Below are 25,829 nucleotides of genomic sequence, written 5' to 3' on the forward strand. Positions count from 1 at the left end.
CCACTTCACGAGGAATCCATGGCCGACTACAAGAACCCCAGCTACGTGGCCCGCTCCATGCACCCGCGTTTCGATGAATTGACGTCGCCCGGTGAAGCCGTGCCGTATTCGGGCATCTACCGCTGCGACGGCTGCGCGCACGAAATCGTGTCGACGGAAGGCCACGTCATGCCGCCGCAAAACCACCATCAGCACAGCAGCGAGCAGGGGCCTATCCTCTGGCGGCTGATCGTCAGCCCGCGCTGATTGACAGGCGCCAAATGGCGGACGATACTGGATTTATCCCGGATCGCCATTGGAACGTCACTGGAACACCAGCATGCGCATCGTCGATTTTGAAGTCCGCAAGGAGTGTCCGCCGCAGCTGTGCGACTGCGAACGCGAGCGGCTGCTCGACGATGCGCAGGCGGACCTGTCCATCCTGCGCCTGAACCTGGCGGAAGAAAAGCGCCTGCTGGCGCATATCGAGGGCATCGCCACCTATGCACAGCTGCAGAAGCTGCAACTGCTGTTGAAGAGCAACCTGGGCGTGGAATTGCAGATTGCACCGGGCAGCGGCGAAGTGCGCAGCGTGCGCGGCTTCCAGATCCGCCTGCTGGAGCAACCGGGCCTGTGCCGCAAGACGCGCGCCGCCATTCCGGCCGCCGTGCGGCGCTGCCTGGCCGCGCACCCCGAGATCGCGTTTGCGATTTTGAATGAAAACGATTTGCTCGGTGGGGTGTGAGCCGAGTAGGTCGGATTAGCGGGCACCGCGTAATCCGACATCATTGTTGGCGTATGGGCGAATGTCGGATTACGCTCCGCTAATCCGACCTACGCCGTCACGCTGGCACGGATGGGAATGACCCTGCCCTTCGCTTCGCGCGCCCTTAACTGCCCGCATCCCCCTTCCACGTCCTGCCCGGCTGAATCGCGCAATTTGGTCAGCACGCCCCGCGCGTGCAGGGCGGCGGCGATCGCCCGCGCCTTGTCCCAGCTGGGGCGCCTGAACGGCAAGTCATCGATGGTGTTGTACGGGATCATGTTCAGCACGGCGTACTTGTCCTGCAAGAGCGCCACGATGCCGTCCATCTCGTCCTCGCCATCATTGACGCCTTCCATCAGGGTCCATTGATACTGCACCGGGTAGCCGGTCAGGCGCGCATACGACTCGCCGAAGTCCACCAGCTCGCGCGGGGATAATTTGGGCGCGCGCGGCAGCAACTGTTCGCGCAGCGCCGGCTTGGTCGTGTGCAGCGACAGGGCCAGCGCTGGTTTGACACGCCCCTGCGGCAAGCGCTCGAAGGCGCGCGGGTCGCCCACGGTGGAAAACACGAGGTTCTTGTGGCCAATATTGCCCTCGGTGCCCAGCAGCTCGATCGCTTCCATCACATTGTTCAGGTTATGCGCCGGTTCGCCCATGCCCATGAAGACGACTTTTTTCACGGGACGCAGAGTGCGCGCCAGCACCACCTGCGCCACGATTTCGCCGCTGGTGACTTGCCGGATCAAGCCGTCGCGGCCCGTCATGCAGAACTGGCAGCCGACGGCACAGCCCACCTGGCTCGACACGCACAGGCCGTCGCGCGGCAGCAGCACGCTTTCCACCGTCTGCCCGTCGTGCAGCCCCACCAGCAGGCGCGCCGAACCGTCCGCGCCCGGATGGCTGCTGAGCAGTTTCAGCATGCCCTGCAATTCGAGGTCGAGCGCGGGCAGGGCCTCGCGCACGGGCAGCGGCAGGAAGTCCTCGGCGCGGCGCCGGCCCTGGTCGTGCGGCTGCCCTTGTATCCAGTCGCGCAGCACGCGCTGTTCGTGCAGGGGCTTGGCGCCCAGGGCGCGCAGGCGCTGGCGCAGATGATCGATTTGCATGGAGTCTGAATAAAAAAACGGCGCGCAGGAATGAAGCCGGCGCGCCGTGTTACAGGTAAAAGCCTTACACCTTCTTGACGAACTCGGTTTTGAGGCTCATGGAACCGAAGCCGTCGATCTTGCAGTCGATATCGTGGTCGCTGTCGACCAGGCGGATGTTCTTGACCTTGGTGCCCATCTTGACGACACCGCCGCCGCCCTTCAATTTCAAGTCCTTGATGACGCTGACCGTGTCGCCATCCTGCAGGATATTGCCGGCCGAATCGCGGTACACCTTGGCGCCCTCTTCCGCCGCTTCTGCAGCCGTGGCCGACCATTCATGCGCGCATTCAGGGCAGATCAACTGGCTGCCGTCTTCGTACGTGAATTCGGATTGGCATTGCGGGCATGGTGGTAATGTGCTCATTTTCTTCTCTGTCTGGTGAACAGCGCGTGCTGTAAAAGCCGACATTATACGGCCTACGCCCCGCATCAGCGTGCTTTTTTCCCCATCATTATCAAGGCCGGCGAATAATTTCGATGGTGCTGTGGACGATTTCCTCGTGGATGCCGATGCGCGCGCGCAGCTGGGCGGCCGTCAGGCTGGCATCGCGGCTGACGACGGACAAGGCGCACGAATACAGCTGCTTGCCCACTCGCCACACGTGCAGGTCGACGATGCGCGGCGTGTCGCCGGCGCTTTCCACTTCCACCACCTCGCGGATTTCGTCCACCACGGGATGGTCCATTTCGCGGTCCAGCAAGACCTTGCCCGTCTCCTGCATCAGCTTTTTCGCCCACAGGGCCACCAGCACGGCACCCGCGATGCCCATCACGGGATCGAGCCACTGCCAGCCGTAAGCCCACGCGCCGGCCAGCGCCACGATGGCCAGCACGGAGGTGGCGGCGTCGGCCAGCACGTGGATGTAGGCGGCCTTCATGTTCAGGTCTTCGCCATGGCCGTGATGGTCGTGGTGGTGGTCATGGCCGCCGTGGTGGTCATGCCCGTGATCGTGGTGGCCACCGAGGATCAGCGCGCACACGAGGTTCACCAGCAGGCCGAAGGCCGCCACCGCCATCGCCTGCGGATAATGGATGGGCTGCGGCGAGAACAGCCGCTCGACGGAAGCGGCCACCATCAGCACGGCCACGCCCAGCAGCAGGATGGCGCTGGTGTAGCCGGCCAGCACCTCGATCTTCCACGTGCCGAAGGCAAAGCGGGGGTCGCGCGCATAGCGGCGCGCCGCCGCATACGCAAAGGCGGCCAGGCCGATGGCCAGCGCGTGCGAACTCATATGCCAGCCATCGGCCAGCAGGGCCATGGAGTTGTACCACCAGCCGGCGACGATTTCCAGCACCATGGTGGCCAGGGTGATCCACATGACGATGCGCGCGCGGCGTTCCGCCTTGCCATTGCTGCTGTCAAAAACGTGTTCGTGCTGCCAGGCGGAGAGGTCTTCGCTCAGGGATGGCGTTTTCATGACGATCTCCTTATTTGAGGTAGGTGCGCAGGATGCCCGCGATGTCGTCGGCGCCCCTGGCCCGCTCCTCGCCGGAGATATCGGGACTGGCCACGTGCTCGCGCAAGTGCTCTTCGATGACTTCCGCCATCAGGCCATTGACGGCGCCGCGCACGGCGGCGATCAGCTGCAGCACTTCGCCGCAGTCGCGGCCCTCTTCCAGGCCCCGCTCCAGGCCTTCCACCTGTCCCTTGATGCGCTTGACGCGATTGAGCAGCCTGGTCTTGTTGTGTGCCGTGTGGCCCATGATTCACCCCGATAAATACTATAGGGGGGTATACTATCAGAAGCCGCCACGGTTACGTCAAAAGGCATACCCGCCTCAGGGAACGGGCGTGATCTTCTGCAGCTTGCTGGCCAGCGAGGCGTCGGACAATTCGCCCAGGTGGGTGTCGACCAGGCGCCCTTGCGCGTCATAGAACAGGGTGGTCGGCAAGGCCGAGGAGCCGGCCGCCTTGCCCAGCGCCGCCTCGCTGTCGAGCACCACATTGCGCAAGGTCACACCACTCTTGTCCAGAAAAGCGCTGGCGGCAGCCGCATCCTCGCGCTGGTTCGCGTAGACGAAGACGATATCGGCGCGCGCCTGCTGCGCGGCGGCCAGCACGGGCATCTCGCGCCGGCATGGCGGGCACCAGCTGGCCCACAGGTTGACCACCATGGGCTTGCCGCCGGCCAGCGCCGCCAGGGTCGTTGGCGCGCCGTCGAGCGCCTGCAGCGCCACGGCCGGCAAGGCTGCCGGCTTGTCATACGCCAGCCCCATCCCTGCGCTCAGCACGCCCCAGGCCAGCGCGCCGGACGCCACGCTGATGACGAGAGGACGGCGCATGGCCGCCATGGCGGGACGCCGGCAGCGCCACGCGGCGATGGCCAGCGCGGCGGCGATGCCGGCCGGCGCCAGGAAGCCGCCGTCGCGGATATTCAGGATGGACCAGGGCGCGGCCAGATACTGTTCATGCCAGCGCAGCACGAACGCCAGCCGCGCCGCCAGCAGGCCGGCGATCAGCATGTCGGAAACGAGGGGACCGGCGTCGGGCAGCTGGCGGTAGCGCCGCAGCCACCACGCCGCGCCGTAGGCGACGCACAGGGAGAAGAACAACAGAACCAGGCCCGTGGGCAGGGCCAGGTGGCCGATTTGCAGGGACAGCATGGGCGCTTTCTATGACGTCGAATGGTGGCCATTCTGCCCCATGCGGATTAAGCCGGCATTAATCCGGAATCAAAAAGCAGCCAGCGCTTCCTTGCGCACGAAATGCATGGCTTGCGGCTGGTCCACCAGAACGCACTGCTTGCCCGTGCGCTTGCAGTGGTCATGCACGCGCCAGTAGGCATCGTGGCTGACGCAGCCCGTCTGGCAAATCACCAGGTCGGCCGCCACCAGCCCCGCTTCCAGCGCCGCCACGTCGTCGGCGCCGTCGTCCCCGCCCGCATGGTGCAGGAAGCGTCCGCCGGCCTGCTCGACGGCCTGCTGCGCCACGTGGACGCCGCCCGCAGCCTGGCCCGGCTCCAGATTTGCATAGTTGCCCACGTATAGCACGGCCTTTTCGCGCACGTCGGCCCGCAAGCCCGGCGCGGGCAACCACTGCAGGCGCAGCAACTCGCGCATCAGGTCCTGCACGCGCTCACTGAGCCACTCGACCTTGCGCGCCAGCCGTGCCCGCGTAGGCAGGCCCGGTGCGGCGGCCGCCAGTTCGGCCAATTCATCACGCGCCAGCGCCAGCCGCGTATCGCGGATCACGACTTGCGCCCGCGCGCGCATCAATTCCGACTCCAGCTGCGCGATGCGCGCCGCCTGCGCGGCCAGCTGCGCACTGCAGCGGGCCTGCGCCCGCCCATATTCTCCCATCAGCACGCGATGCTCATGCGCGATCGCGTCCTCGTTGCCATACACACTGCCCATCATGCCCTCCTTCACACCCGTGGCGCCACGGCGCCTGCCCATTGCACCCCCATAGCCACGAATTATAAATGAGAATCATTATTATTTGTGTATGCACATGCACGCAGCAGGGGTATGCGCTCGCCACCGGCGTCACGCGGCGGGCAAGCAGGACAGCAGGCGTTGCCAGACGTCGTCCTGCACTTGCCGCACATGCTGCACGCCATCGGGGCCGCGATAGATGTCCAGCGTATTCGGCCACGCCATGTCGATGAACAACTGCCGTGCCGGATCGATCAGCAGGGACTGCCCCACATAGTTACCCTTGATCTCGCCCTTGTTGACGGCCAGCAGGCGCGCGCCGCCCGCAAGCGCCCGCTCGTCCAGCGCCACGCCGCTGCGCTCGGCCACGTCGCGCAGCCAGCGCTCGCGCCAGCGCGCCTGCTCCTCGAACTGTCCCTTGGGTGGACGGTCCAGCTTGACGACGGCCGCCACGGGACCGCCTATGCCCGCCTGCAGCGAAAAGCCCATGCGTTCCTGCAGTTCGACCGTGTAGGCCTCGCCCTTGACGTCGATCTGGTAGCGCCCCGTCCCGTCCTGTACCAGCAGGTCGGCCTGATGGTAGGCAGGTTTGACGCAATTGGCGTACTGATAGACGAGCACATCGAGGAACGGCGGTGCGGCCGCGGTGGACGCCGCCATGGCGGGCGACAGGCTGGCCCATAAGGCCGCAGCGGCCGCGTATTTGATCTTGCTCATGCTTGCTCCTGTTCACGTAAAAAGACGATGACGGCCGAAAACACCTGCGGCACGCCATCGCGTCGCTCATATTATCTATTTTGAATCTTTCTTTCTGGCACACGATTCAATTGAATCGCGCTTGTTCGATCACTATTTCTAGTGTGTAATCTTGCAAACAAGTCATTACATCAACTGCCAGTACGAATACCTCACCACACGGATTCCCAAACAATGTCCGCATTTTTCCATGCAAGCGCATCTTCCTTACCCATCGATCACGACGGCAGCCGGACAAGATGAACAATCTTCCATTCACCGAGCGGCGCCGCCAGCAATTTCTGGATGAAGAACTGTATGTCAAAACGCGCAACAATCAATTTGCGCTGATTGCAGGAGGACTGGAAAACAAAAAAGTCACCGACTCAACGCAGGAAAATGCTTCCGTCCATCATTTTTTGTATTTAGAAGAATTCTGGCTCTGGATGCTCGACTATACGGCTGGCGAGCCGATTGATGCGCTGGCGCCGCGCATCGCGGACATCGTGGATAAGTTTGAAGAATGGAATGCGGTCGATCAACTCTATCAGCAGGATGCGGCGCTTGAGTTTCCAGAGTTTGGACCCTATGAATATCAGGGAGCACCAGAGTTTTACATCCTGTCCGACTATCAGGACACCTTGCAACTGCTGAGCATTGCAATCCTGCTGCGCGATCAGCGTTCGGTACTGCGCATCATCCACGTGCTGCGCAGCCATCGTGGCCGCGATGGCCTGTTCGAGCAATTGATCGACGGATATGTGGAGGATGGACAAGCACTCGACGCCTGCATCATCGCCAGGCCCTATGACACCCTGCTGCAAGTGTTCTATGAGGAGGATGAGGAAGCTACCTTGGCCCTGCTCCAGAAATACCTGAAACAATGGTATCCGGCCATGAAACATCATCCGCGCTGGTACAACGAGCATCTCAATATCAGCGAGGAAGGCTATGCCGGCTACTACGGCTACTGGGCATTCGAAGCGGGGGCGACGGTTTTCCTGCTCGACCTGGACGATAGCCAGGCCGGGCATCTGGTGTACCCCAGGGATCTGGTCGACTATGCGCGCCAATTACGCAAGGAAGGCCGCCACACCAGCCTGTATACGAATCCATCGGCGAATCCATCGGCAAAACGAAAAGCCGGCGAATAGCATGGAAAATAAGCCATTCAACGCTCGTCGTCGCCAACAATTCCTTGATCAGGATCAATATGAAAAAACCCTGGAAAATTCACGTGCCCTGCTACAGGTTCAGCTGAAAAACAAGGAATTGGCTGAATCCGCTGAAGATAGCAGTTTGGCGCACTATTTCTTATATCTCGAAAATTTCTGGATCTGGATGCTCGATTACACGGCCGGCGTGCCTATCGAAGAACTTGCACCACGGCTATCAGGCATCGTGGACAGATTTTCGCAATGGAACGAGGTCGACCAGCAACATCAACAGGAAACGCTGTCGCAGTATCCTGAATATGGCCCATACAAATACAGGGCAGCAACGAATTTCGGGGATTTTTCCGATTATGCAGATACCTTGCAATTATTAGGCATCGCCATATTATTACGCGATCAACGCTCGGTCAGGCGCCTTATCCGAATATTGCGCAGCCACCGTGGGCAAGACGGCCTGTTCGAACAGCTGATTGGCGCGTATGTGGACGATGCGATGGAGCTCGACACTTGCATGTTTGCAAAACCCTACGCTACCTTGCTGCAGGCAGTTCATGCAGACGACGAACCTGCGGCACGCATGCTGATCGAGAAGTATTTACAGCAATGGTACCCAGCCATGAAACAGCATCCGCGCTGGCACGACGGCCATCTGCGCATCAGCGAGGAAGGCTACGCACCCTATTATGGTTATTGGGCATTTGAAGCCGGCGCAATGGTCTTTGTTTTTGATGTCGACGATGACGGCATCAACCATATGGTCTATCCCAGGGACCTCGTTGACTATGCCCGAAAATTACGCGCAGAAAACCGTCACACCAGCACATGACCAGTTTCACCCGAAAAAGGAATCCAGGCATGGAAGATTTGCCATTTCACGAGCGGCGCCGCCAGCAATTTCTGGATGAAGAACTGTATGTCAAAACGCGCAACAATCAATTTGCGCTGATTGCAGGAAGACTGGAACATAAAAAGGTCGCCGATTCAGCGCTGGAAAATGCTTCCGTTCATCATTTTTTGTATCTGGAACTGCTCTGGCTCTGGATGCTCGACTACACGGCGGGCGAGTCCATCGAGGCCCTGGCGCCGCGCATCGCGGACATCGTGGACAAATTTGAAGAATGGAATACGGTCGACCAGGTCAGTCAGCGGGAAGCGGCGCTTGAGTTTCCAGATTACGGGCCGTACGCCTACTCCGGCGCGCCAGACTTTTCCATCCTGTCCGACTACCAGGACACCTTGCAACTGCTCAGCATTGCCATCCTGCTGCGCGATCAGCGCTCGGTGCTGCGCATCATCCACGTGCTGCGCAGCCACCGTGGCCGCGATGGCCTGTTCGAGCAATTGATCAGCGCCTATGTCGACGACAGCCAGGATCTCCACGCCTGCGTCCTCGGCAAGCCCTACAGTACCCTGGCGCAAGTCTTCTTTGAAGAGGACGAGCATGCCACGCTCGCCCTGCTCCAGAAATACCTGAAACAGTGGTATCCAGCCATGCGACATCATCCACGCTGGCATGACGGACATTTGAGAGTCAGGGACGCAGGTTATGCACCTTATTACGGCTACTGGGCATTCGAAGCGGCGGCGACGGTTTTCCTGCTCGACCTGGACGATAGCCAGAGCAGATCCCTGGTGTATCCCAGGGACCTGGTCGACCATGCGCGACGGCTACGAAAAGAAGCGCGCTACACCAGTGAAGTTGCATGGCCGCAACCATAATCAGCAAGGGACAAGAATGCAAACGCTGAACGAACAGGATTTTTTGGCGCGGCGCAGGGAAGCGCGGCTGTCCTACGCCATCTACCTTGAAAGCAAGGAAAGCCAGGACGAGTGCTACGACATGGTGGCAGCCGGCTTGCAACAGCCGGCGCACGTGCTGCAACATATCCCACCAGAAAATTTCATGACGGCCACGCGCCAGCGGGCCTGGGATGGCATCGACCAGCTCGCCCTCGCCTATAGCGCCGGCCACCCGCTCGACGAGTTGCGCGGCGCGTATCCGACGATACTCGCTTACTGGCTGACGTTTGCCCGCCATGACATGGCATTTGACGCTCAGGCCGGCGAAGCCGAACAGGGATTTCCCCACTTCACCCTGCCCGGCGACGGCTACGAACAGGTCAACCGCATGGTCTGCCTAGGCATTTTGCTGGGCTGCGGCAGTTTGCTGCCCCGGCTGGCGCCCGTCATCGATTTCAATAACCATGAAAAGGATGGCTTGCTGGAGCGGCTGCTGGCATGCTTCGTCGCCGGCAGGGATGCCGCCTGGCCAAAGTGCACGCGCCATCTGCCCTACGTCAATACACTCAAGATATTCGCGGCAGAAAAAGATGCCCGTCCCGCGCTGATGCAGGCCTATCTGCAGCAATGGTATGAGGCCAGCCGCCGCGAGCCCTATTACGACAGCCATCGGCGCGACACCTCGTTCTGGGGCTACTGGTCCTGGGAAGCGGCCGCCATCACCTGCGTGCTCGATATCGACGACAGCGGCTATCGCGGCGCAGAATTCTATCCGGCCGACCTGGTGGCGTTCCGCAGAAGGCAAGGGAAAGGTCCCGGCGCATGAAAGCTACCAGCGCCAGCATCGCCATCGCCACCGCCGTCACCGTGGTTGCAGGACTCTGCTTCGCCCTGCCCAGGCAGTCGCCTGCCGCCACCGATCCCTTTCCGGGCATTTATTCCATCATCGACCCTGTCACCGGCGAGACCAAGGATGTCCTGAAAGTGGTGCCGTTGCTGAATGAGTACCTGGTACGCGCGCGTTTTGGCGGCGACGGGCCATGGACGGGCCCCATCTACGCCAAAGTCATGGGCAGCAGCGACAGCTATGCGTCGCCGCCACTGTTTCAGCAGGACCGCATGGTCAGCGCGCTAGCGCTGGGAGAGATCGGCTACCTCTACCACACGCCGGGAAACAAGAACTCACGCGTCGGCCCGTCCGATACCGGCTATATCAGCAATATCGCGGCCTTCGGCATTACCACCCTGTTCCACCGGCCACTACTTGCGGACGAGCGCGGGGAGCGGGGCCGGGACGGCTCCACGTCCGGCGCCGGTGAACGGCAGTTGTCGGTCAGCACCTTGAACTACAGCCCGCGCATGATACAGGTGGGCATCAGTTCCGCCAGCAATCCCGACAACGCTGTCGATACCGATCCACTGCATCCTTACATGAGCAGCGCCGCCAGCTGCTGCCTTTTCCTGCCGGCGCAGGCCGCCGCGCCATTGCAGGTCAAGCTCGAATATCGCTGGCTGCCCAAGGGCAAGCCTGAAGTGCTGGCCCTGACCTTGCCGGCCTACGGCGACGCCGACGAACTGCTGATACTGGTGCAGGCGGATGGCAGCATGAGCGTGGAATTTCGCGCTCCCGGCAAGGACCTGGATCTGACGCCCGAGGGCGTCAAATCCATCAATGGCAAGCCGTATCCCCTGCCACCGGCCGCCGAGCGCAAGGCGCGCCTGGCTGCGGAACTGGTGCGAAGAAAACGCTTCTTGAAAGATATGTACAGGCTGCGGGACAAAGGCACGGGCGAATCTGTCGAGGCGACATATCAGCTGCGCTACCTGATCGACGAGTACGAGAAAACCATCACCTATCTGGAAACGTTTTCCGCCTGCACAGGCAGCCTGGCGACGTGCCACAAGCAAGCCATTGCAGCGGTTCGCGCGCCATAGCGCAGCAACGCCCACGAAACGCCATGCCGAACGGCATCCGGGCCGCCAGCCAGCCTGTCAGCGGCCCGGATGCGCGGGCGCGGCAAGCACGCCGGCAGCGGCGCCCGCGTCGAGCTTGAACACCCCCACTTCCCGCACCAGGCTGGCCGCCTGCTCTTCCAGGCTGCCGGCAGCGGCGGCCGCCTCTTCGACCAGGGCGGCGTTCTGCTGCGTGACCTCGTCCATCTGCGTGATGGCCTGGTTGACCTGTTCGATGCCCAGGCTCTGCTCCTGGCTGGCGGCGGCGATTTCGCTCATCAGGTCGACCACCTGCTTGACGGATGTCACGATCTTGTCCATCGTGGCGCCCGCCTCGTCCACCAGCTTGCTGCCCGCATCGACGCGCTCGACCGAGTCGCCGATCATGGCCTTGATTTCGCGCGCGGCGCTGGCCGAACGTTGCGCCAGGCTGCGCACCTCGCTGGCGACGACGGCGAAGCCGCGCCCCTGCTCGCCCGCCCTGGCTGCCTCCACGGCCGCATTCAGGGCCAGGATATTCGTCTGGAAAGCGATGCTGTCGATCACATCGACAATATCGACGATCTTGCGCGAGCTGGCATTGATGGCACCCATGGTATCGACCACGCGCCCGACCACCTGCCCGCCCTGCACGGCAAATTCGGACGCCGATACCACCAGCTGATTCGCCTGCCTGGCATTGTCGGCATTCTGCTTTACCGTGCTGGTCAGCTCCTTCATCGCGGAAGCCGTTTCTTCCAGCGAACTGGCTTGCGCCTCCGTGCGCGACGACAGGTCGAAATTGCCGGCCGCGATTTCACGCGAAGCCACCGTAATGCTTTCCGTGCTGCTGCGCACCTGGCCCACGGTGCGCGACAGGCTGCCATTCATCGCTTCGAGGGCCTGCAGCAATTGACCGGGCTCATCGGAAAAGCGCTTGTCGAGGCGATTGCTCAAATCGCCGGCCGCCACCCTCTGCGCGGCCCGCAGCGCCTCCTGCAGGGGGCCGGTAATGCTCCGGCTGATCAACACGGCACCGGCGATGCTGACGCCCAGCGATGCCAGCAGCAAGCCCGCCAGCAGCACGGTCGCCGAGCGCGCCCTGTCGGCCGACTCGGTCTCGAATGCGCCGGAACGCTTGCTGGTCATGTCGACGACGCGGTTGATGGCCGCCAGATGGCTATCGTAGCTGGCCGCCATCGCCGCCATGGCGGTGGCCACGCCAGCCTTGTCCTGCCCCTGCAGCGCGGGAATGAGGCGCGTGAATGCCATCTCATAGAATGCCACTGCAGGGGCGTGCGCCTGCGTCAGCAAGGTGTCGGCGATATCGTGATCGAGATCCTGGGTACGCCAGAACTGGTGGCGCGTGTCGTACTCAACCTTCAATGCCTTCAGGCGTTCGACCAGCTTGTCTTGCGCGCCCCGCTCTTCGGACGCCATCAGCTGGAAGGCGACCAGGTAGGATTCGAGGATGTATTCGGGCGGCGGCAGCACGTCAGCCACCAGATCCTTGCCCTGCACGATGCGGTGATACACGGGTCCGTTGACCTTCAGTTCGTGCAGCACGCGCAGCGACCAGCCGCCATACACGATCATGCCCAGCGAAAAGATGCCGACCAACAAGGCCAACCGGCGCGACAGTTTGACTTGGCGAAGCAGCTGCATGTGCGTACCCCCTCGGTTGTGCGGACCATGCCGTCCATGCCGCTGGCATAGGCCACGCTGGCCAGGATGAAGTTCTGCGCGGCATTTGCAGATTATGCAACTTTTTAAGGGGTTTGGGAGGGATGGGGGAAAGAATGTATTTTTTGGGGGGGGGCTGAGGCCGAAGTATGTGCTCGCAAAGGCGGCGTATATGCCAGCCGCTACTGCCTGAAGTGAATGCACGGCGCGGATAAAGCTCACTTCGGTCGGTTTGCATTTGACCACCAAAGCGGCTTTGGCGATCTTTAGGCGGATCAGCTTACAGGCGGTCAGCGTGGGCCGTTGGCAAGAAAGTGGAGAGGTGCTCGCGCAGCATCCCTGAACTGGACATGCAAACCATTCAATAGTCCGCTACCTTGGTCAGCATTGCCCCCGAAGGATTGCCGGCGCAAAATATGCTGGCGATACTCTTGTGACATGCCAGCAATCCATCTATCGTTGCGCCCATTTTGAATAGCAAACGGTTATTTAAAGGCGTTCGCTCCAGCAATGCCTCGTCCAGGCAATAACTGTAGACGCTGAATAGTGTGTCACCACCCGCCACCAATGGCTCTGGATTGTACGACGATTTTTTTCTATCCCAGCAGTCAAGCTGGCTTGTAAAGGTAAGATACCAATAGTCTTCGTGCCAAGCGCCCTTGTCATCGATATAAATGGCAGGATGCATATGCAAATCAGGAATATCCTTATCCAGCAGTTGCTCGCGTATATTTTTTTTGACCATGATATCCGCACCATCGAACAGAATGTCTGCGGCAGTATCCTTGATCTTCGCGGCCAGATTTTCCTGTTTCCAGCCGTTAAAAAAAATCAACGGTGGCGAGCCCATGTCTTGTTTTTCAAAGCGAAATCGCCGATCCTCAGTATTTTCATCCGGCATCAGCGATGGCAAATGATCATTATCTGCTTGCTTTTCTATGAAAAAATAATCTTGAGTGTAATTATTCATATTCTATTTTCCAACTTCTAATGTATATCGTCCGTTAGACTTATACTGCATATCTTCCGATCGCTGTCTGGCATGTTCGTTTGCTGGCTGGATTGACCCTCTCAATTTGACCCGTTCTCCATGCCCTCGCGAACGCCGCGATCCTGTCGTAAGACCCCTTGAAACCCAACTCCTTCAAATCCTCACGAATCTGTTTCAGCGTGCGCCGCTGCTTGCGTGATCGCGCCGCCTCGGTCTTCAGGAGTGCAGGAAGCTCACCAGCATCATCAAGCGGATCAGAGTCCGGGGGCGGGTGCATATCACGGCGTCGTTTTTCCCCAGCGCCACCAAGGCAGCAGGCAAGTGGCTGGCTGTTAGAGCGCTCCGTGGGCTTGTGCTCTGGCGCTGCGGCGCTGGCAGTGGCAAGTGACATGGGAAGGATAGGGGAAAGAATTTATTTGGGGAGGCAGAGGTCGGCGCATGCGCTGGCCGCTACTGCCTGAGATGAGGGGGCGGCGTTGGCCGCTGCGCGGCCAACGGGGCCGCGCGCAGCGCGGCAGATGGGCGATTCGGAGAGCCTGCGCGCCCTTCAGGGCGCTCCGTCTTCGAATTTCACCGTTCCGTCCAGACAAATAAAAAAGCCTCCCGCAGGGGAGGCTTTTTTATTTGATTCTGGCGGAGACGGTGGGATTCGAACCCACGATACAGGTATAAGCCGTATGCATCCTTAGCAGGGATGTGCCTTCGGCCACTCGGCCACGTCTCCTAGCTGATTACTCAACTATGTCTCTGTAGCTAACTGCGCTGCAGCGACGAACGTCATAATATCGATTGCCCCCCCTTTGGTCAAGGGCGTGGGGCAATATTTTTGGATATTTACGCTTTTTCCAGCTCGAACGCTTTATGCAGCGCGCGCACGGCCAGTTCCATGTACTTTTCATCGATCAGCACGGAGATCTTGATCTCGGAAGTGGAGATCATCATGATGTTGATGCCCTCTTCCGACAGGGTACGGAACATTTGCGAGGCGACGCCCACATGGCTGCGCATGCCGACGCCGACGACGGACAGTTTCGACACTTTCGCGTCGCCCGTGATGCTGGCCGCGCCCAGCGATTCGCGGTTCGCTTCCAGCACGGCCAGCGCGCGCGTGTATTCGCCGCGCGAGACGGTGAAGGTGAAGTCCGTTTTACCGTCGACCGACTGATTCTGTATGATCATGTCGACTTCGATATTCGCGTCCGCCACCGGTCCCAGGATGTGGTACGCCACGCCTGGACGGTCGGGCACGCCGAGCACGGTGATTTTGGCTTCATCGCGGTTGAAGGCGATGCCGGAGATGACTGCTTGTTCCATGTTTGTATCTTCCTCAAACGAAATCAGGGTGCCTGAATTGGCTTCTATTTCCAGCGGCAACATCGGGTCGGTCAGCGACGACAGCACGCGCGTGGGAACGCGGTAGTTGCCGGCAAATTCCACCGAGCGCGTCTGCAGCACTTTGGAACCCAGCGAAGCCAGTTCCAGCATTTCTTCAAAGGTGATGGTCTTCAGGCGGCGCGCCTCGGAGACCACGCGCGGGTCGGTCGTGTAGACGCCATCGACGTCCGTGAAGATCAGGCATTCGGACGCCTTCATGGCGGCGGCGATCGCCACGGCCGAGGTGTCAGAACCGCCGCGGCCCAGGGTCGCGATGTTGTCGTGTTCGTCGACGCCCTGGAAACCGGTAATGATGACGATCTTGCCCGCATCGAGGTCGCGTTTGACTTTTTCGTCATCGATCGACTGGATGCGTGCCTTGGTAAAGGCGGAATCGGTCTTGATCGCGACTTGCCAGCCAGCATAGGATACGGCTTGTTTGCCGATCGCCAGCAATGCCATCGACAATAGGCCGACGGACACCTGTTCGCCTGTCGAGGCGATCATGTCAAGTTCACGGGGATCGGGTTGATCCATGATTTCCTTGGCCAGTCCAATCAGGCGGTTCGTTTCGCCCGACATGGCGGATGGCACCACCACGATTTGATGCCCAGCGTCGTGCCACTTGGCAACGCGCTTGGCGACATTCTTGATACGGTCAGTCGAGCCCATCGACGTACCGCCATATTTGTGGACGATTAAAGCCATAAGAGTGAAGTTTCCGCTCAAGAAGAATAAAAAAGGAGGGCTTTACTCTACATGCCGCAATGCAAAATAACAAGCTAAAAAGCGCATTAGCTCATACCGATTGCGCATATGGAAATAACCAATCCATGCAGTCCAGCTGGCTTGAGCAGCCACTTGCCGGCCACCCCGAGAGTGGCCGTGGCGGCTGCCCCTGCGCTCAGCAGGAGACCCAACGCAAGGCGACGCGGGGACGATCCAGCAGACTCAGACAATGGCAATCGAGGCCGATACCAGCCGCGTACAGCAATTGTTGCGCCGCACAGACAAGGGGCAGGCGTTCGCGCTCCCAGGCGGGCACGTCGAACGCCTGATAATGGTATTTCAAGCTCTTGGTGGGACGGTTCAGGGCCAGTTTCAGGCGCTCGCCGCCCTGGCGGAAGTCGATGGTCAAGGTTTGAGCTTGCAACCAGGCAATATCGATACCCTGCCCGCCTTCTTCCACCGCATCGAAATGCAGTACGCCGCCATACGCGGGAAAGGCCAGGCTGGCCTCGCCCTGCCACGTAAATTGCTGGCCGGCTTTTTCCAGGCCGGGAATGCCCGCATCGCTTTTGTCGCGCATGCCGGCAAGGTCATTCAGCTTGGGCGTCAGGTACAGCCGGTCGCGGTGGCGCCGCACGTGGCATTCGGGATGCGTGACCAGCAGTTGCGCATCGGGCCGCGCCTCCAGCAGTTGCGCCAGCATTTCCGCCAGCCACGCCGTCGACGGCATGCGCAAGCCGCGCGTGCCGAACCAGTGGCGCAGCAGGTTGTAGCAGCGGTCCGCGCTCAATTCCCGCAATTTCGCCAGCTCGATGCAGTCGCCGTCGAGGCAAGCGGCCAGATCCTGCGTCGCCAGTTCCGTCAGCAGGCGCTGCGCCGATTGCGCATGCTGGGCGCTGCGGGCGAAGCGCTCCTGGAAACCGGGAAACGCCTGCGCCAGCACGGGCATCACCTGGTGCCGCAGGGCATTGCGGGCGAAGCGGGGATCGTCGTTCGACTCGTCGTGGATGTGCGCAATGGCATGCTTGTCCACATACGCTTCGAGTTGCCTGCGCGACACGGAAAGCAAGGGGCGCGCCATCACCAGGTCCGGGTTGCCCAGCAGCTCGGGCGCGCTGTTGGCGCCATCCATGCCGGACAGCCCCGCCGTGCCGGAGCCGCGCAGCAATTGCAGCAGCACCGTCTCGGCCTGGTCGTCCTGGTGGTGAGCCGTGAGCAGCAGGCGCACGCCGTGCGCGGCGCACAGCTCGCCCAGGGCCGCGTAGCGGCGCTTGCGGGCCGCCTCTTCCGTGCCCGTCTTCGCATTCTTTTCCAGGGTGACCTTGCGCGCCTCGAAGGCGATGCCCAGGCCGGCGCACGCCTGCTCGCAGTGGGCCAGCCAGGCATCCGCATTCGGACTCAGGCCGTGGTGCACGTGAAACGCGTGCAAGGCCACGCCCTGCTCCTGCGCCCAGGCATGCGCCAGGTGCAGCAGGGCCGCGGAATCGAGGCCGCCGCTGAGGGCGATGCCGACCGTCTCGCCGGCTTGCGGTCCGCAGGTTTCCAGCGCGCTGGCGAAGATGTCGGGCACGGTGGCGGTTTGTTGCTTTTTCATTCGGACTCCGGGAATGCAAAGAGGGACAGGTGGATAGCCGAATGTGTTCGGCTACCTGCCTGTCCCTGGTGTGTGATGCTTGCTTTAACCCAAGACCTTAACTGCCGGGGTCAGACCCTAAGGGTCTGACCCCAGACTCTGCCGTTGGGTTTCAACAAATTACTCGCTCGGCGTGGTTTCCTTGAACTTGCCGTAGCTCAGCAGTTTTTCATGGCGCGCGGCCAGCAGATCCTTGGTTTTCATGCCCTGGAACTGGCGCAGGGTGTCGGCCAGTGCGCGTTTGAGCAAGGTGGCCATCTGTTTCGGATCGCGGTGGGCGCCGCCCAGCGGTTCGTTGATGATCTTGTCGATCAGGCCCATGGCTTTCAGGCGGTGCGCCGTCAGGCCCAGCGCTTCGGCCGCGTCGGAGGCGCGCTCGGCGCTCTTCCACAGGATCGAGGCACAGCCTTCCGGCGAGATCACGGCATAGGTCGAGTATTGCAGCATCAGCACGGCGTCGCCCACGGCAATGGCCAGCGCGCCGCCGGAACCGCCTTCACCGATGATGGTGGCGATCAGCGGCACTTTCAGCTCGGCCATCACGTACAGGTTGTGGCCGATGGCTTCCGACTGGCCGCGCTCTTCCGCATCGATGCCGGGGAAGGCGCCTGGCGTGTCAACGAAGGTGAAGATGGGCAAGTTGAACTTTTCAGCCACTTTCATCAGGCGCATGGCCTTGCGGTAGCCTTCCGGTTTCGGCATGCCGAAATTGCGCATGGCGCGCTCTTTCGTGTCGCGGCCCTTCTGGTGGCCGATGACCATGCACGGCTGGCCGTTGAAGCGGGCCAGGCCGCCGACGACGGACAGATCGTCCGCGTAGCTGCGGTCGCCATGCAATTCGTGGAAATCGGTAAAGATTTCATTCACGTAATCCATGGTGTAGGGGCGCTGCGGGTGGCGCGCGATCTGCGCCACTTGCCAAGGCGTCAGCTTGGCGTAGATATCCTTGGTCAGCTGCTGGCTCTTCTTGGCCAGGCGGTCGATCTCTTCCGAGATGTCGACGGCCGAATCGTCTTGCACGAAGCGCAACTCTTCGATCTTGGAATCGAGTTCCGCGATCGGCTGTTCAAAATTGAGGAAAGTCGTTTTAGTCATTGTACCTCCAGGTTTTACCGGCCACGGCGCCAGGGCGCGCGGCGTCATCTATGTTTATTTTACCGTACCGGCTGGTGCGCCGGGGGCTGCATCGGGTGCGGCAGGGGCGGCTGCAGGGTCGAGACTGCGCCACAGATACCACGTCGCCACGGTGCGCCACGGTTCCCAATTGGCGGAAACTTCGCGGGCATCGCTGCGGGAAACTGGTTCGCCGGAAAAATAATTGACGCTGATGCCCTGGATCAAACCCGGGTCGTCGAGCGGCAAGACATTCGGCCGGAGCAGATTAAATATCAAAAACATCTCGGCTGTCCAGCGGCCGATGCCGCGGATCTGCACCAGTTCGGCGATGACGGCTTCGTCATCCATCTGATCCCACTGGCTCGCGTGCACGCGCTTGGCCTTGAAATGGTCGGCCAGGTCGAGGATGTATTCGGTCTTGCGTTTAGACAAACCGCAGGCGGACAGTTGCTCGGCGCCGGCCTTCAAGACTTGTGAAGGCGTGCATTTCGGGCAAGCCAGCAGCAGCTTTTTCCAGGCGGCATCAGCCGCCTTGGGCGTGATCTGCTGGCCCACCAGCGAACGGGCCAGGGTGGTAAACGGGTCGCTATGGCCGACCAGGTGCAGGTCGCCAAATTGCGGGATGAGTTTTTTCATGATGCGGTCGCGCTTCATCAGCTCGATCTTCGCCTCTTCCCAGTAGTGCGGCACCTGGATCACTTGCGCCAGGTCCGTCACCTTGGGCGCTTCCCCGTTTTCCCTGGACGTAGCCATCATGCGCGGCGCCAGTTGGTCGAGCCGTCAGGCTTGTCTTCAAGAATAATGCCTGCGGCCAACAATTCGGCGCGGATCTTGTCGGACTGGGCAAAGTCGCGCGCCTTTTTCGCCGCGCTGCGCGCCGCGATGGCCGCTTCGATGCCGGTCGCCTCGTCCTGGCCGCCGGCCGCGCCGACAGTTGCCTGCAGGAATTGCTGCGGCGTGCGCTCCAGCAAGCCGAACACGCCCGCCAGGCCCTTCAATTGACGCGCCAGGGCCGGCGACTTGCTCTTGTTGACTTCCGTTGCCAGGTCGAACAGGGCGGCCACGGCCAGCGGCGTGTTGAAATCGTCGTCCATCGCTTCGCGCACGCGCACGGCATGGGCTTCGCTCCAGTCGATGGCGCCCGCTTCCACCGCCACGTCGGCCAGCGCCGTGTACAGGCGGGTCAGCGACAGGCGCGCGTCGTCCAGGTGCACGTCCGAGTAATTCAGGGGGCTGCGGTAGTGCGCGCGCAGGATGAAGAAGCGGATCACTTCGGCATCGAACTTTTGCAGCACTTCGCGGATGGTGAAGAAGTTACCGAGCGACTTGGACATTTTTTCATTGTCCAGGCGTACGAAGCCGTTATGGATCCAGTAATTGACGCTGGTGTGGCCGAACGCGCCTTCGGATTGGGCGATCTCGTTTTCGTGGTGCGGGAATTGCAAGTCCGCGCCGCCGCCATGGATGTCGAATTGTTCGCCGAGCAAGGCGCAGGACATGGCCGAGCACTCGATATGCCAGCCCGGGCGGCCTTTGCCCCACTTCGAGTCCCATTTGACTTCTTCCGGCTCGGACTCCTTCGACGACTTCCACAGCACGAAGTCGAGCGGATCGCGCTTGCCCGTGTTCACATCGACGCGCTCGCCCGCGCGCAGGTCGTCGAGCGACTTGCCCGACAGCTTGCCGTAGTGGGGGAAGTTGCGCACGGCGTAATTGACGTCGCCGTCCGCGCCCTGGTAAGCCAGGTCCTTCGCTTCCAGCTGCTCGATCAGGCGCAGCATCTGCGGCACGTATTCGGTGGCGCGCGGCGTGTGGTCGGGCGTCAGGATGCCCAGCGCGGCCGTGTCTTCATCCATGTACCGGGTGAAACGCGTCGTCAGCTGGGAAATCGTCTCGCCGTTTTCCACGGCGCGGCGGATGATCTTGTCGTCGATGTCCGTAATGTTGCGCACATACGTGACGTCGAAGCCGGACGCCTTCAGCCAGCGGTAGATGACGTCGAAGGCCATCATCATGCGCGCATGGCCGATATGGCAATAGTCGTAGATGGTCATGCCGCAGACGTACATGCGTACCTTGCCCGCTTCCATCGGGACGAATACCTGCTTCTCGCGAGCCAGGGTGTTGTAAATCTTTAGATTGCTCATCGTACTTTGCAAGTGGAGCGGCCGCCAGCCTGGCAAAACGACAGACAGGCGCGGACACCAGGGGTGCCGCGCCACTGAACTGCCGTGTGCGCCGAGACTGTACGACCCGCTATATTGTTGTTCTTGTTTGTTAGAATTAGGGCGTTAGCGGTCAAGTATAACATTGATAAAAACCATACTGGCCCGATATGAATCAGGTTTTTACGATGTTCAACCGAATTTTCATTTATTTACAATTAAAGCAAGTTTAAAGAAAAATAACGATTAAGGACGCCTTCATGCAAGAAATCAAATCGAAACGCCTGTCTTTCCTGGCCCGCTTTTGCACCCTGTTTGCCGGCCTGACCCTGGGCAGCGCCGTCGTGGCAGCCGCTCCGGCGACCGCCCTCGACCCGACGCCCCACGTGGCCCTGAAAACCAGCATGGGCGAGATCGTGCTGGAACTGGACCAGGAAAAAGCGCCAAAAAGCGTGGCCAATTTCCTGCAGTACGTCAACAGTGGTTACTACAAGGGCACGGTGTTTCACCGCGTCATCGACGGCTTCATGATACAGGGCGGCGGCTTCGACAAGAACATGAAACAAAAAGCCACCAAGGCGCCGATCAGGAATGAAGCGCAAAACGGCCTGCAAAACGTCACCTACAGCATCGCCATGGCGCGCACGGGCGACCCGCATTCGGCCACCGCGCAATTCTTCATCAACGTCAACGACAATGGCGCGCTCGACTATCCTGGCCGCGACGGCTTCGGCTACACGGTGTTCGGCAAAGTCGTCAGTGGCATGGATGTGGTCGACAAGATCAAGGCCGTGCCCGTGGCCGACAAGGGTCCGCACCAGAACGTGCCGGTCACCCCCGTGGTGATCGAATCGGCGACTTTACTCAAGACAGCGCCCGCAAAACTGTAAAATAGCGTTTTTGCGGCGCCGGCCTGGCTGGCACCGCTGAATCAATTATTCATCCAATTTATTAAGGATCATCATGACCTCCGTCATCATCACCACCAATCTGGGCAAGATCACCGCTGAACTGGACGCCGAGAAAGCGCCGAAAACGGTTGCCAACTTCCTCGCCTACATGAAAGCTGGTCACTACGACAACACAATTTTCCACCGCGTCATCGACGGCTTCATGATCCAGGGCGGCGGTTTCGAGCCAGGCATGAAACAGAAGCCTGCCGACACCACCGTGGAAAACGAAGCCAAGAACGGCCTGAAAAACGACACGTACACCTTGGCCATGGCCCGCACGTCGGATCCGCATTCGGCATCGGCCCAGTTCTTCATCAACATCAAGAACAACAGCTTCCTCGACTATCCAGGCCAGGACGGCTGGGGCTACGCCGTGTTCGGTAAAGTCACCGAAGGCAAGGAAGTCGTCGACGCCATCCGCGCCGTGAAAACCTCGCGCGCCGGCATGTTCGCCGATGTGCCAGTAACCGATGTCATCATCGAAAAAGTCGAAGCAGTTTAATTCGGCTACTGCATCATGAATAACAGGCATTGCAGCGTTTGCGCCTCTCCATGCACTTCACTTCTTGGGAGCGTTGAACGATGACAATGCCTGCCGCACTCTTTATTTCCGACCTGCATCTGCAGAGCTCGCATCCGCGCACCAGCGCGGCGTTTCTTTCTTTCCTGGAACACCATGCGCAATATGCGCAAGCGCTGTATCTATTAGGCGACCTGTTCGAATACTGGGCCGGCGACGATGACCTGGAAGACCCGTTCAATGCGCGCATGACGGCCGCCATCCGCGCCGTCAGCGATGCTGGCGTGCACGTCTACTGGATCGCCGGCAACCGCGACTTTCTCGTCGGCTCCGGCTTTGCCGCCGCCGCCGGCGCTACCCTGCTCAGCGAACCGCACGTGGCAACAATTGCCGGCCGGCGCATCGTCTTGCTGCATGGCGACGCCGAATGCACGAAAGACGTCAGCTACATGGAGTTTCGCGCCATGGTGCGCCAGCCCGCCTGGCAAAAGCAGTTCCTGTCCATGCCGCTGGCGCAGCGCAAGGCCATCATCGATGGTTTGCGCCAGAGCAGCCGCGAGCACAATGGCGAAAAATCCATGGACATCATGGATGTCACGCCCGACGCTGTCGCCCAAGTATTTGCCGAAAACGCCAGCACCGTCATGATCCACGGCCATACGCACCGCCCTGCCCTGCATAAAGTTGACGAAACCTTGCGCTATGTCTTGCCGGACTGGGAATGCGACGTGGAACCGCAACGCGGCGGCTGGATCGCCATTGATGCACGCGGCAACATCACGCGCCACAAGCTGAACGGCGACATCATCGACTAGGCGAAAGCTGACTCCGCCACGGGGTTTAGTCCGATAGCGCCATAGGCCGGCCTGCGCTGTAATGGCACCATGCACACTCGCTACATCGGTACGGCCGGATGGAGTATTTCCAGCGCCGCCGCCCGCCACTTCCCCCTCGATGGCAGCCACCTGCAGCGCTATGCCCAGGTGCTGGACTGCGTGGAAATCAACAGTTCTTTCTACCGCCCGCACCAGCCGTCAACCTACGCGCGCTGGGCCGACAGCGTGCCCGAGCATTTTCGCTTCAGCGTGAAATTGCCGCGCAGCATCACGCACGAACGGCGTTTGCGCGATGGCACTGCCGAACTGGACCGCTTTGCGGGGGAAGTATTGCAACTGGGGAATAAACTGGGCTGCGTGCTGGTGCAGCTGCCGCCCAGCCTGCGTTTCGAGGCGGACGTGGCCTTTGACTTCCTGACTGCGCTAAGGCAACGCTTCGACGGCATGCTGGCCTGGGAGGCGCGCCATCCCAGCTGGTTCGAGGAAGGTGCGACCACGCTTTTGACGATACAGCGCATCACGCGCGTGCGCGCCGACCCGCCCGCTGGCCAGCCGGGTCCGCACGTGCCGACCACGGAGGCCGCCTACGTGCGCCTGCACGGCAGCCCGCGGATTTACTACTCGGACTACCCTGCCGACTACCTGGCGGCCCTGGCCAATGAACTGGCCGCACGGGCGCCAGCGAACAGCTGGTGCATCTTCGACAATACGGCGGCCGGGGCCGCCCTGTTCAATGCGCTGGACTTGCAGGCGCGGCTGATGGGCTTGCCAACCGCGCCTGACCGAAGTCCCGCCTAAGGCAACGGCGTCTGGACGATGGCGCGGGCGGTATAACCATACAAGGTTCCGTTGCCAAAAGCCAAAACCTCCACGATGGGATTGCCCCATGCCAGTTGTGGCGTAGAAATGACCCCGGCCGCATCGATCTTGCGCACGCCATCCTGGCCGCTCAGGTACAGGTTGTCGGCCTTGTCGATGGCCAGGCTGGGCATGCCGGCAAAGGACAGGCTGCCCACGCCAGGCGCACCGTCGGCATTTTTAGTCGAGTACAAGGTGCCGGCAAACACGGTCACGGCGCCGGAACGATCCGCCTTGAAGATCACTTGATGATAATAGTCATCAAAATACAGATTCCCCTTGCTGTCAAATACCATGCTGTAGGGCAGAATATCTTGCAAGCCGAGATCACTGTCGCTGAAGGAGCGCGCGAGGGTCTCAAAGGACACAAACAAGGAAAATACGCCACCGGGCGGGCGCCGGTAAATCCCCCCGCCCAAAGCCTCCGTCCAGGTGATATAGCCATCCTTGTCAACCGCCAGGATATATTGCTGAAGGCCAAAACCGTCTGCTGGCAATGGCTCAACGGTGGACATGACCCCGTCGGCATTGATCTTGCGCAAATTAAATGAAGCAGAATTCGGCGCCCTGTCCGCCACATACACGGCGCCATCCGCGCCGCAAGCAATGGCCACGGGGCTGAGCATGGTCGCGCTGAGCCGTGGCCCGTCATCGCTGCCCGCGCGGCCGGCAATCCCCGCATGGACCTCAAGCTTGCCGTTTGGCGCCAGCCGGCGCAATACCTTGTTGGCCGCATCGAGCAGATAGACATTCCCTGCAGGGTCGCCGCACATGCCCGACGCCCTGACCGTACCCACGCGGGCCGCAGCGCCCACGCCGTCCGCCGGCCCGGCTTCGCTCAGCATGACAGGCACGGTCACAATCCTGTTGCCGGCATCCACCCGGCTCAAGCGCGGCAGACTGGCATCGTAGACCAGCATGGCGCCTGACTCCTCGCGCAATATCAGCGCGAGGTTTTTCCAGTCGACAGGTTTCCCCGCAGCATCAGGCACCAGGCGCCCCACGACCGTCGTCACCTCGCCATCGGGCGCCATGCGGCGGATGGCGTCGCGGTCGACCAGCAACAAATTGCCGCTGCGCTCGAACACCATGCTGCGCACGCCCCTGAAGCTGGCATTGACGCCCTTGCCATCATAGCCAGTCGTTCTCGCATTGCCAGCAATCAGGAAAGCCTGGCCATTGTCAAGGCGATATATCTTACTGCCGCCATAGTTACTCAAGTAAATGACGCCGATGGCATCGACCGCTATCTGACCTACCTGCCCTGCCCGCGGCTGGCTGTTCGGTTCGAAAAACATGACAGACATGGAGCTGACCACGCCATCTGGCGTCACCCGGCGAAGCGTGGACTGCCCATCATCGGCGAGCAGCAGATCGCCGTTACGCTCCACGGCCATGCTGCTTATCCATCCGAACCCCGCTTGCGCTCCCGGCCCATCGGCATACACAGGCGTGCCATTCGGCGCGACCGGTGTCGCGCCGCAATTGGTGCGGCGCTTGCCGGCCAGTGTACTGACCACCCCGGCAGGCGTAATTTTTCGCACCAGGCCATTGCAGCTATCGGCCACGTACAGATTGGACTGGCCGTCGATCGCCAGCGGTGCACGGCCGCCGCCCATGTTGAAAGTCGCGCTGGCCCCAGGCCCGTCAACGGCACCAGCCTTGCCCGGCATGCCGGCGTAGATACTCAGGTTGCCGTCAGGGGTGAGCTTGTGGATCACCTGCGTGGACGAATCGGCGAAGTAAGAATTGCCCGCGCCATCCTGCACCATGCCATCGACACGCTGGATCTGTTCCTGCACCCCGGCCAGCAAGACAGGCAGGCAACGCACGGCCAGGGTATCGACATCCGCGTTGCCCATGGTCGCCGCGCCTGGGGCGATGCTGCAGCCCAGGCCGGCGGAGGCGCTGTCGACCTTGCCTTGATACGCAGTGCCCGCCGCCAGCTTGCCGGCAAAGCTGAAGCGACCGTTGGCCGTGACGGTCACTTTATCCGCGCCGTTCGCCAGCACGACGCTGGTGCCAGGCAGCAAGCCGCTGACCGTGCCGCCCAGCAGGTATCGTGGCGTTTCGACAGGTGCTACGGGCGTGGCCGCGCCACCGCCGGAACCGCCGCCACAGGCG

26 protein-coding genes, 1 tRNA gene and 1 pseudogene are annotated in these 25,829 nt (G+C 61.1%); 11 read left to right on the forward strand and 17 right to left on the reverse strand.

What is annotated here, in order from left to right; translation table 11 throughout:
- Positions 1-18: 18 nt before the first annotated feature.
- Entirely contained in the window at positions 19-246 is a 228-nt protein-coding gene (locus tag IGS61_RS18090) for a hypothetical protein (protein ID WP_086138321.1), read from the forward strand.
- A 73-nt stretch (positions 247-319) separates the two neighbouring features.
- The gene (locus IGS61_RS18095) at positions 320-724 is read left to right on the forward strand and encodes a hypothetical protein (protein WP_230540946.1); all 405 of its coding nucleotides are present in this window, start codon (positions 320-322) and stop codon (positions 722-724) included.
- Positions 725-813: 89 nt separating this feature from the next.
- Here IGS61_RS18095 and IGS61_RS18100 read toward each other — a convergent pair whose 3' ends face one another.
- The 7 genes from IGS61_RS18100 to IGS61_RS18130 form a co-directional block, all read right to left on the reverse strand.
- Positions 814-1,848: an RNA methyltransferase gene (locus IGS61_RS18100; protein WP_230540947.1), complete on the reverse strand. Its 1,035-nt coding sequence runs from the start codon at positions 1,846-1,848 to the stop codon at positions 814-816.
- 64 nt (positions 1,849-1,912) lie between these two features.
- The gene (locus tag IGS61_RS18105) at positions 1,913-2,254 is read right to left on the reverse strand and encodes a zinc ribbon domain-containing protein YjdM (RefSeq protein ID WP_077402365.1); all 342 of its coding nucleotides are present in this window, start codon (positions 2,252-2,254) and stop codon (positions 1,913-1,915) included.
- A gap of 91 nt (positions 2,255-2,345) precedes the next feature.
- Complete coding sequence (gene dmeF / locus IGS61_RS18110) at positions 2,346-3,308, reverse strand: CDF family Co(II)/Ni(II) efflux transporter DmeF (RefSeq protein WP_230540948.1); 963 nt, start codon at positions 3,306-3,308, stop codon at positions 2,346-2,348.
- Between the two features lie 10 nt (positions 3,309-3,318).
- Positions 3,319-3,594, reverse strand: coding sequence for a metal/formaldehyde-sensitive transcriptional repressor (locus IGS61_RS18115; protein ID WP_086138316.1), 276 nt, complete (start codon positions 3,592-3,594; stop codon positions 3,319-3,321).
- Positions 3,595-3,669: 75 nt separating this feature from the next.
- Positions 3,670-4,494 (reverse strand): TlpA disulfide reductase family protein, encoded by an 825-nt coding sequence (locus IGS61_RS18120; protein WP_230540949.1) that lies wholly within the window; start codon positions 4,492-4,494, stop codon positions 3,670-3,672.
- 69 nt (positions 4,495-4,563) lie between these two features.
- On the reverse strand, positions 4,564-5,247 hold the full coding sequence (locus IGS61_RS18125) for a DUF2325 domain-containing protein (protein ID WP_230540950.1): 684 nt from the start codon (positions 5,245-5,247) through the stop codon (positions 4,564-4,566).
- A gap of 129 nt (positions 5,248-5,376) precedes the next feature.
- A complete protein-coding gene (locus IGS61_RS18130; protein WP_230540951.1) occupies positions 5,377-5,982 on the reverse strand; it encodes a hypothetical protein in 606 nt (201 codons plus the stop codon).
- A 278-nt stretch (positions 5,983-6,260) separates the two neighbouring features.
- On the opposite strand from IGS61_RS18130, the gene IGS61_RS18135 reads away from it, so the two are divergent.
- From IGS61_RS18135 to IGS61_RS18155, 5 genes are read left to right on the forward strand one after another with little or no spacing between them, the layout of a single operon-like run.
- Entirely contained in the window at positions 6,261-7,154 is an 894-nt protein-coding gene (locus IGS61_RS18135) for a PoNe immunity protein domain-containing protein (protein ID WP_230540952.1), read from the forward strand.
- 1 nt (position 7,155) lies between these two features.
- Positions 7,156-8,001, forward strand: a complete 846-nt coding sequence (locus IGS61_RS18140) for a PoNe immunity protein domain-containing protein (RefSeq protein ID WP_230540953.1) — start codon at positions 7,156-7,158, stop codon at positions 7,999-8,001.
- Positions 8,002-8,030: 29 nt separating this feature from the next.
- Positions 8,031-8,894 (forward strand): PoNe immunity protein domain-containing protein, encoded by an 864-nt coding sequence (locus IGS61_RS18145; RefSeq protein WP_230540954.1) that lies wholly within the window; start codon positions 8,031-8,033, stop codon positions 8,892-8,894.
- 16 nt (positions 8,895-8,910) lie between these two features.
- On the forward strand, positions 8,911-9,741 hold the full coding sequence (locus IGS61_RS18150; RefSeq protein WP_230540955.1) for a PoNe immunity protein domain-containing protein: 831 nt from the start codon (positions 8,911-8,913) through the stop codon (positions 9,739-9,741).
- Positions 9,738-10,850 carry a hypothetical protein gene (locus IGS61_RS18155; RefSeq protein ID WP_230540956.1) on the forward strand — a complete coding sequence of 371 codons (1,113 nt, stop codon included), beginning with the start codon at positions 9,738-9,740 and terminating at the stop codon, positions 10,848-10,850. Before IGS61_RS18150 ends, IGS61_RS18155 begins: the two co-directional genes overlap by 4 nt.
- Before the next feature lie 57 nt (positions 10,851-10,907).
- Here IGS61_RS18155 and IGS61_RS18160 read toward each other — a convergent pair whose 3' ends face one another.
- From IGS61_RS18160 to cysS, 9 genes and pseudogenes are all read right to left on the reverse strand, one after another.
- The gene (locus IGS61_RS18160; RefSeq protein ID WP_230540957.1) at positions 10,908-12,512 is read right to left on the reverse strand and encodes a methyl-accepting chemotaxis protein; all 1,605 of its coding nucleotides are present in this window, start codon (positions 12,510-12,512) and stop codon (positions 10,908-10,910) included.
- Between the two features lie 379 nt (positions 12,513-12,891).
- Positions 12,892-13,500 (reverse strand): hypothetical protein, encoded by a 609-nt coding sequence (locus IGS61_RS18165; protein ID WP_230540958.1) that lies wholly within the window; start codon positions 13,498-13,500, stop codon positions 12,892-12,894.
- Between the two features lie 100 nt (positions 13,501-13,600).
- Positions 13,601-13,762 (reverse strand): annotated as a pseudogene (locus tag IGS61_RS28025) (IS21 family transposase); the annotation flags it as partial.
- Between the two features lie 390 nt (positions 13,763-14,152).
- A tRNA-Ser gene (locus IGS61_RS18170) sits at positions 14,153-14,245 on the reverse strand.
- 110 nt (positions 14,246-14,355) lie between these two features.
- Positions 14,356-15,603, reverse strand: coding sequence for an aspartate kinase (locus tag IGS61_RS18175; RefSeq protein WP_034756957.1), 1,248 nt, complete (start codon positions 15,601-15,603; stop codon positions 14,356-14,358).
- Between the two features lie 196 nt (positions 15,604-15,799).
- A complete protein-coding gene (tilS, locus tag IGS61_RS18180) occupies positions 15,800-17,218 on the reverse strand; it encodes a tRNA lysidine(34) synthetase TilS (protein ID WP_230540959.1) in 1,419 nt (472 codons plus the stop codon).
- Between the two features lie 159 nt (positions 17,219-17,377).
- Complete coding sequence (locus IGS61_RS18185; protein ID WP_034784047.1) at positions 17,378-18,352, reverse strand: acetyl-CoA carboxylase carboxyltransferase subunit alpha; 975 nt, start codon at positions 18,350-18,352, stop codon at positions 17,378-17,380.
- A gap of 54 nt (positions 18,353-18,406) precedes the next feature.
- Positions 18,407-19,126 (reverse strand): DNA-3-methyladenine glycosylase family protein, encoded by a 720-nt coding sequence (locus tag IGS61_RS18190; protein ID WP_230541027.1) that lies wholly within the window; start codon positions 19,124-19,126, stop codon positions 18,407-18,409.
- Entirely contained in the window at positions 19,126-20,520 is a 1,395-nt protein-coding gene (cysS, locus tag IGS61_RS18195; protein WP_230540960.1) for a cysteine--tRNA ligase, read from the reverse strand. Before cysS ends, IGS61_RS18190 begins: the two co-directional genes overlap by 1 nt.
- A gap of 278 nt (positions 20,521-20,798) precedes the next feature.
- On the opposite strand from cysS, the gene IGS61_RS18200 reads away from it, so the two are divergent.
- The 4 genes from IGS61_RS18200 to IGS61_RS18215 all read left to right on the forward strand — a co-directional run bounded on the left by IGS61_RS18200 (position 20,799) and on the right by IGS61_RS18215 (position 23,645).
- Positions 20,799-21,428 carry a peptidylprolyl isomerase gene (locus tag IGS61_RS18200; RefSeq protein WP_230540961.1) on the forward strand — a complete coding sequence of 210 codons (630 nt, stop codon included), beginning with the start codon at positions 20,799-20,801 and terminating at the stop codon, positions 21,426-21,428.
- 73 nt (positions 21,429-21,501) lie between these two features.
- Positions 21,502-21,993 (forward strand): peptidylprolyl isomerase, encoded by a 492-nt coding sequence (locus tag IGS61_RS18205; protein WP_034784044.1) that lies wholly within the window; start codon positions 21,502-21,504, stop codon positions 21,991-21,993.
- 86 nt (positions 21,994-22,079) lie between these two features.
- Positions 22,080-22,826: a UDP-2,3-diacylglucosamine diphosphatase gene (locus tag IGS61_RS18210; protein WP_230540962.1), complete on the forward strand. Its 747-nt coding sequence runs from the start codon at positions 22,080-22,082 to the stop codon at positions 22,824-22,826.
- A gap of 69 nt (positions 22,827-22,895) precedes the next feature.
- Positions 22,896-23,645, forward strand: a complete 750-nt coding sequence (locus IGS61_RS18215) for a DUF72 domain-containing protein (protein WP_230540963.1) — start codon at positions 22,896-22,898, stop codon at positions 23,643-23,645.
- On the opposite strand, the gene IGS61_RS18220 is transcribed toward IGS61_RS18215, so the two are convergent.
- A complete protein-coding gene (locus IGS61_RS18220; RefSeq protein ID WP_230540964.1) occupies positions 23,642-25,717 on the reverse strand; it encodes a hypothetical protein in 2,076 nt (691 codons plus the stop codon). The genes IGS61_RS18215 and IGS61_RS18220 overlap by 4 nt on opposite strands.
- Between the last annotated feature and the right edge of the window lie 112 nt (positions 25,718-25,829).

Source organism: Janthinobacterium sp. FW305-129, assembly GCF_020858115.1.
Classification (GTDB): Bacteria; Pseudomonadota; Gammaproteobacteria; order Burkholderiales; family Burkholderiaceae_D; genus Janthinobacterium.

Bases quoted from the DNA above. Each gene is read 5' to 3' on its own strand.
- IGS61_RS18125 (WP_230540950.1), bottom strand. From the start codon at position 5,247: ATGATGGGCAGTGTGTATGGCAACGAGGACGCGATCGCGCATGAGCAT.
- IGS61_RS18140 (WP_230540953.1), top strand. From the start codon at position 7,156: ATGGAAAATAAGCCATTCAACGCTCGTCGTCGCCAACAATTCCTTGAT.
- IGS61_RS18115 (WP_086138316.1), bottom strand. From the start codon at position 3,594: ATGGGCCACACGGCACACAACAAGACCAGGCTGCTCAATCGCGTCAAG.
- IGS61_RS18200 (WP_230540961.1), top strand. From the start codon at position 20,799: ATGCAAGAAATCAAATCGAAACGCCTGTCTTTCCTGGCCCGCTTTTGC.
- IGS61_RS18105 (WP_077402365.1), bottom strand. From the start codon at position 2,254: ATGAGCACATTACCACCATGCCCGCAATGCCAATCCGAATTCACGTAC.
- IGS61_RS18190 (WP_230541027.1), bottom strand. From the start codon at position 19,126: ATGGCTACGTCCAGGGAAAACGGGGAAGCGCCCAAGGTGACGGACCTG.
- tilS (WP_230540959.1), bottom strand. From the start codon at position 17,218: ATGAAAAAGCAACAAACCGCCACCGTGCCCGACATCTTCGCCAGCGCG.
- IGS61_RS18150 (WP_230540955.1), top strand. From the start codon at position 8,911: ATGCAAACGCTGAACGAACAGGATTTTTTGGCGCGGCGCAGGGAAGCG.
- IGS61_RS18165 (WP_230540958.1), bottom strand. From the start codon at position 13,500: ATGAATAATTACACTCAAGATTATTTTTTCATAGAAAAGCAAGCAGAT.
- IGS61_RS18215 (WP_230540963.1), top strand. From the start codon at position 22,896: ATGCACACTCGCTACATCGGTACGGCCGGATGGAGTATTTCCAGCGCC.
- IGS61_RS18185 (WP_034784047.1), bottom strand. From the start codon at position 18,352: ATGACTAAAACGACTTTCCTCAATTTTGAACAGCCGATCGCGGAACTC.
- dmeF (WP_230540948.1), bottom strand. From the start codon at position 3,308: ATGAAAACGCCATCCCTGAGCGAAGACCTCTCCGCCTGGCAGCACGAA.
- IGS61_RS18160 (WP_230540957.1), bottom strand. From the start codon at position 12,512: ATGCAGCTGCTTCGCCAAGTCAAACTGTCGCGCCGGTTGGCCTTGTTG.
- IGS61_RS18210 (WP_230540962.1), top strand. From the start codon at position 22,080: ATGCCTGCCGCACTCTTTATTTCCGACCTGCATCTGCAGAGCTCGCAT.
- IGS61_RS18145 (WP_230540954.1), top strand. From the start codon at position 8,031: ATGGAAGATTTGCCATTTCACGAGCGGCGCCGCCAGCAATTTCTGGAT.
- IGS61_RS18090 (WP_086138321.1), top strand. From the start codon at position 19: ATGGCCGACTACAAGAACCCCAGCTACGTGGCCCGCTCCATGCACCCG.
- cysS (WP_230540960.1), bottom strand. From the start codon at position 20,520: ATGAGCAATCTAAAGATTTACAACACCCTGGCTCGCGAGAAGCAGGTA.
- IGS61_RS18135 (WP_230540952.1), top strand. From the start codon at position 6,261: ATGAACAATCTTCCATTCACCGAGCGGCGCCGCCAGCAATTTCTGGAT.
- IGS61_RS18130 (WP_230540951.1), bottom strand. From the start codon at position 5,982: ATGAGCAAGATCAAATACGCGGCCGCTGCGGCCTTATGGGCCAGCCTG.
- IGS61_RS18155 (WP_230540956.1), top strand. From the start codon at position 9,738: ATGAAAGCTACCAGCGCCAGCATCGCCATCGCCACCGCCGTCACCGTG.
- IGS61_RS18100 (WP_230540947.1), bottom strand. From the start codon at position 1,848: ATGCAAATCGATCATCTGCGCCAGCGCCTGCGCGCCCTGGGCGCCAAG.
- IGS61_RS18120 (WP_230540949.1), bottom strand. From the start codon at position 4,494: ATGCTGTCCCTGCAAATCGGCCACCTGGCCCTGCCCACGGGCCTGGTT.
- IGS61_RS18095 (WP_230540946.1), top strand. From the start codon at position 320: ATGCGCATCGTCGATTTTGAAGTCCGCAAGGAGTGTCCGCCGCAGCTG.
- IGS61_RS18175 (WP_034756957.1), bottom strand. From the start codon at position 15,603: ATGGCTTTAATCGTCCACAAATATGGCGGTACGTCGATGGGCTCGACT.
- IGS61_RS18205 (WP_034784044.1), top strand. From the start codon at position 21,502: ATGACCTCCGTCATCATCACCACCAATCTGGGCAAGATCACCGCTGAA.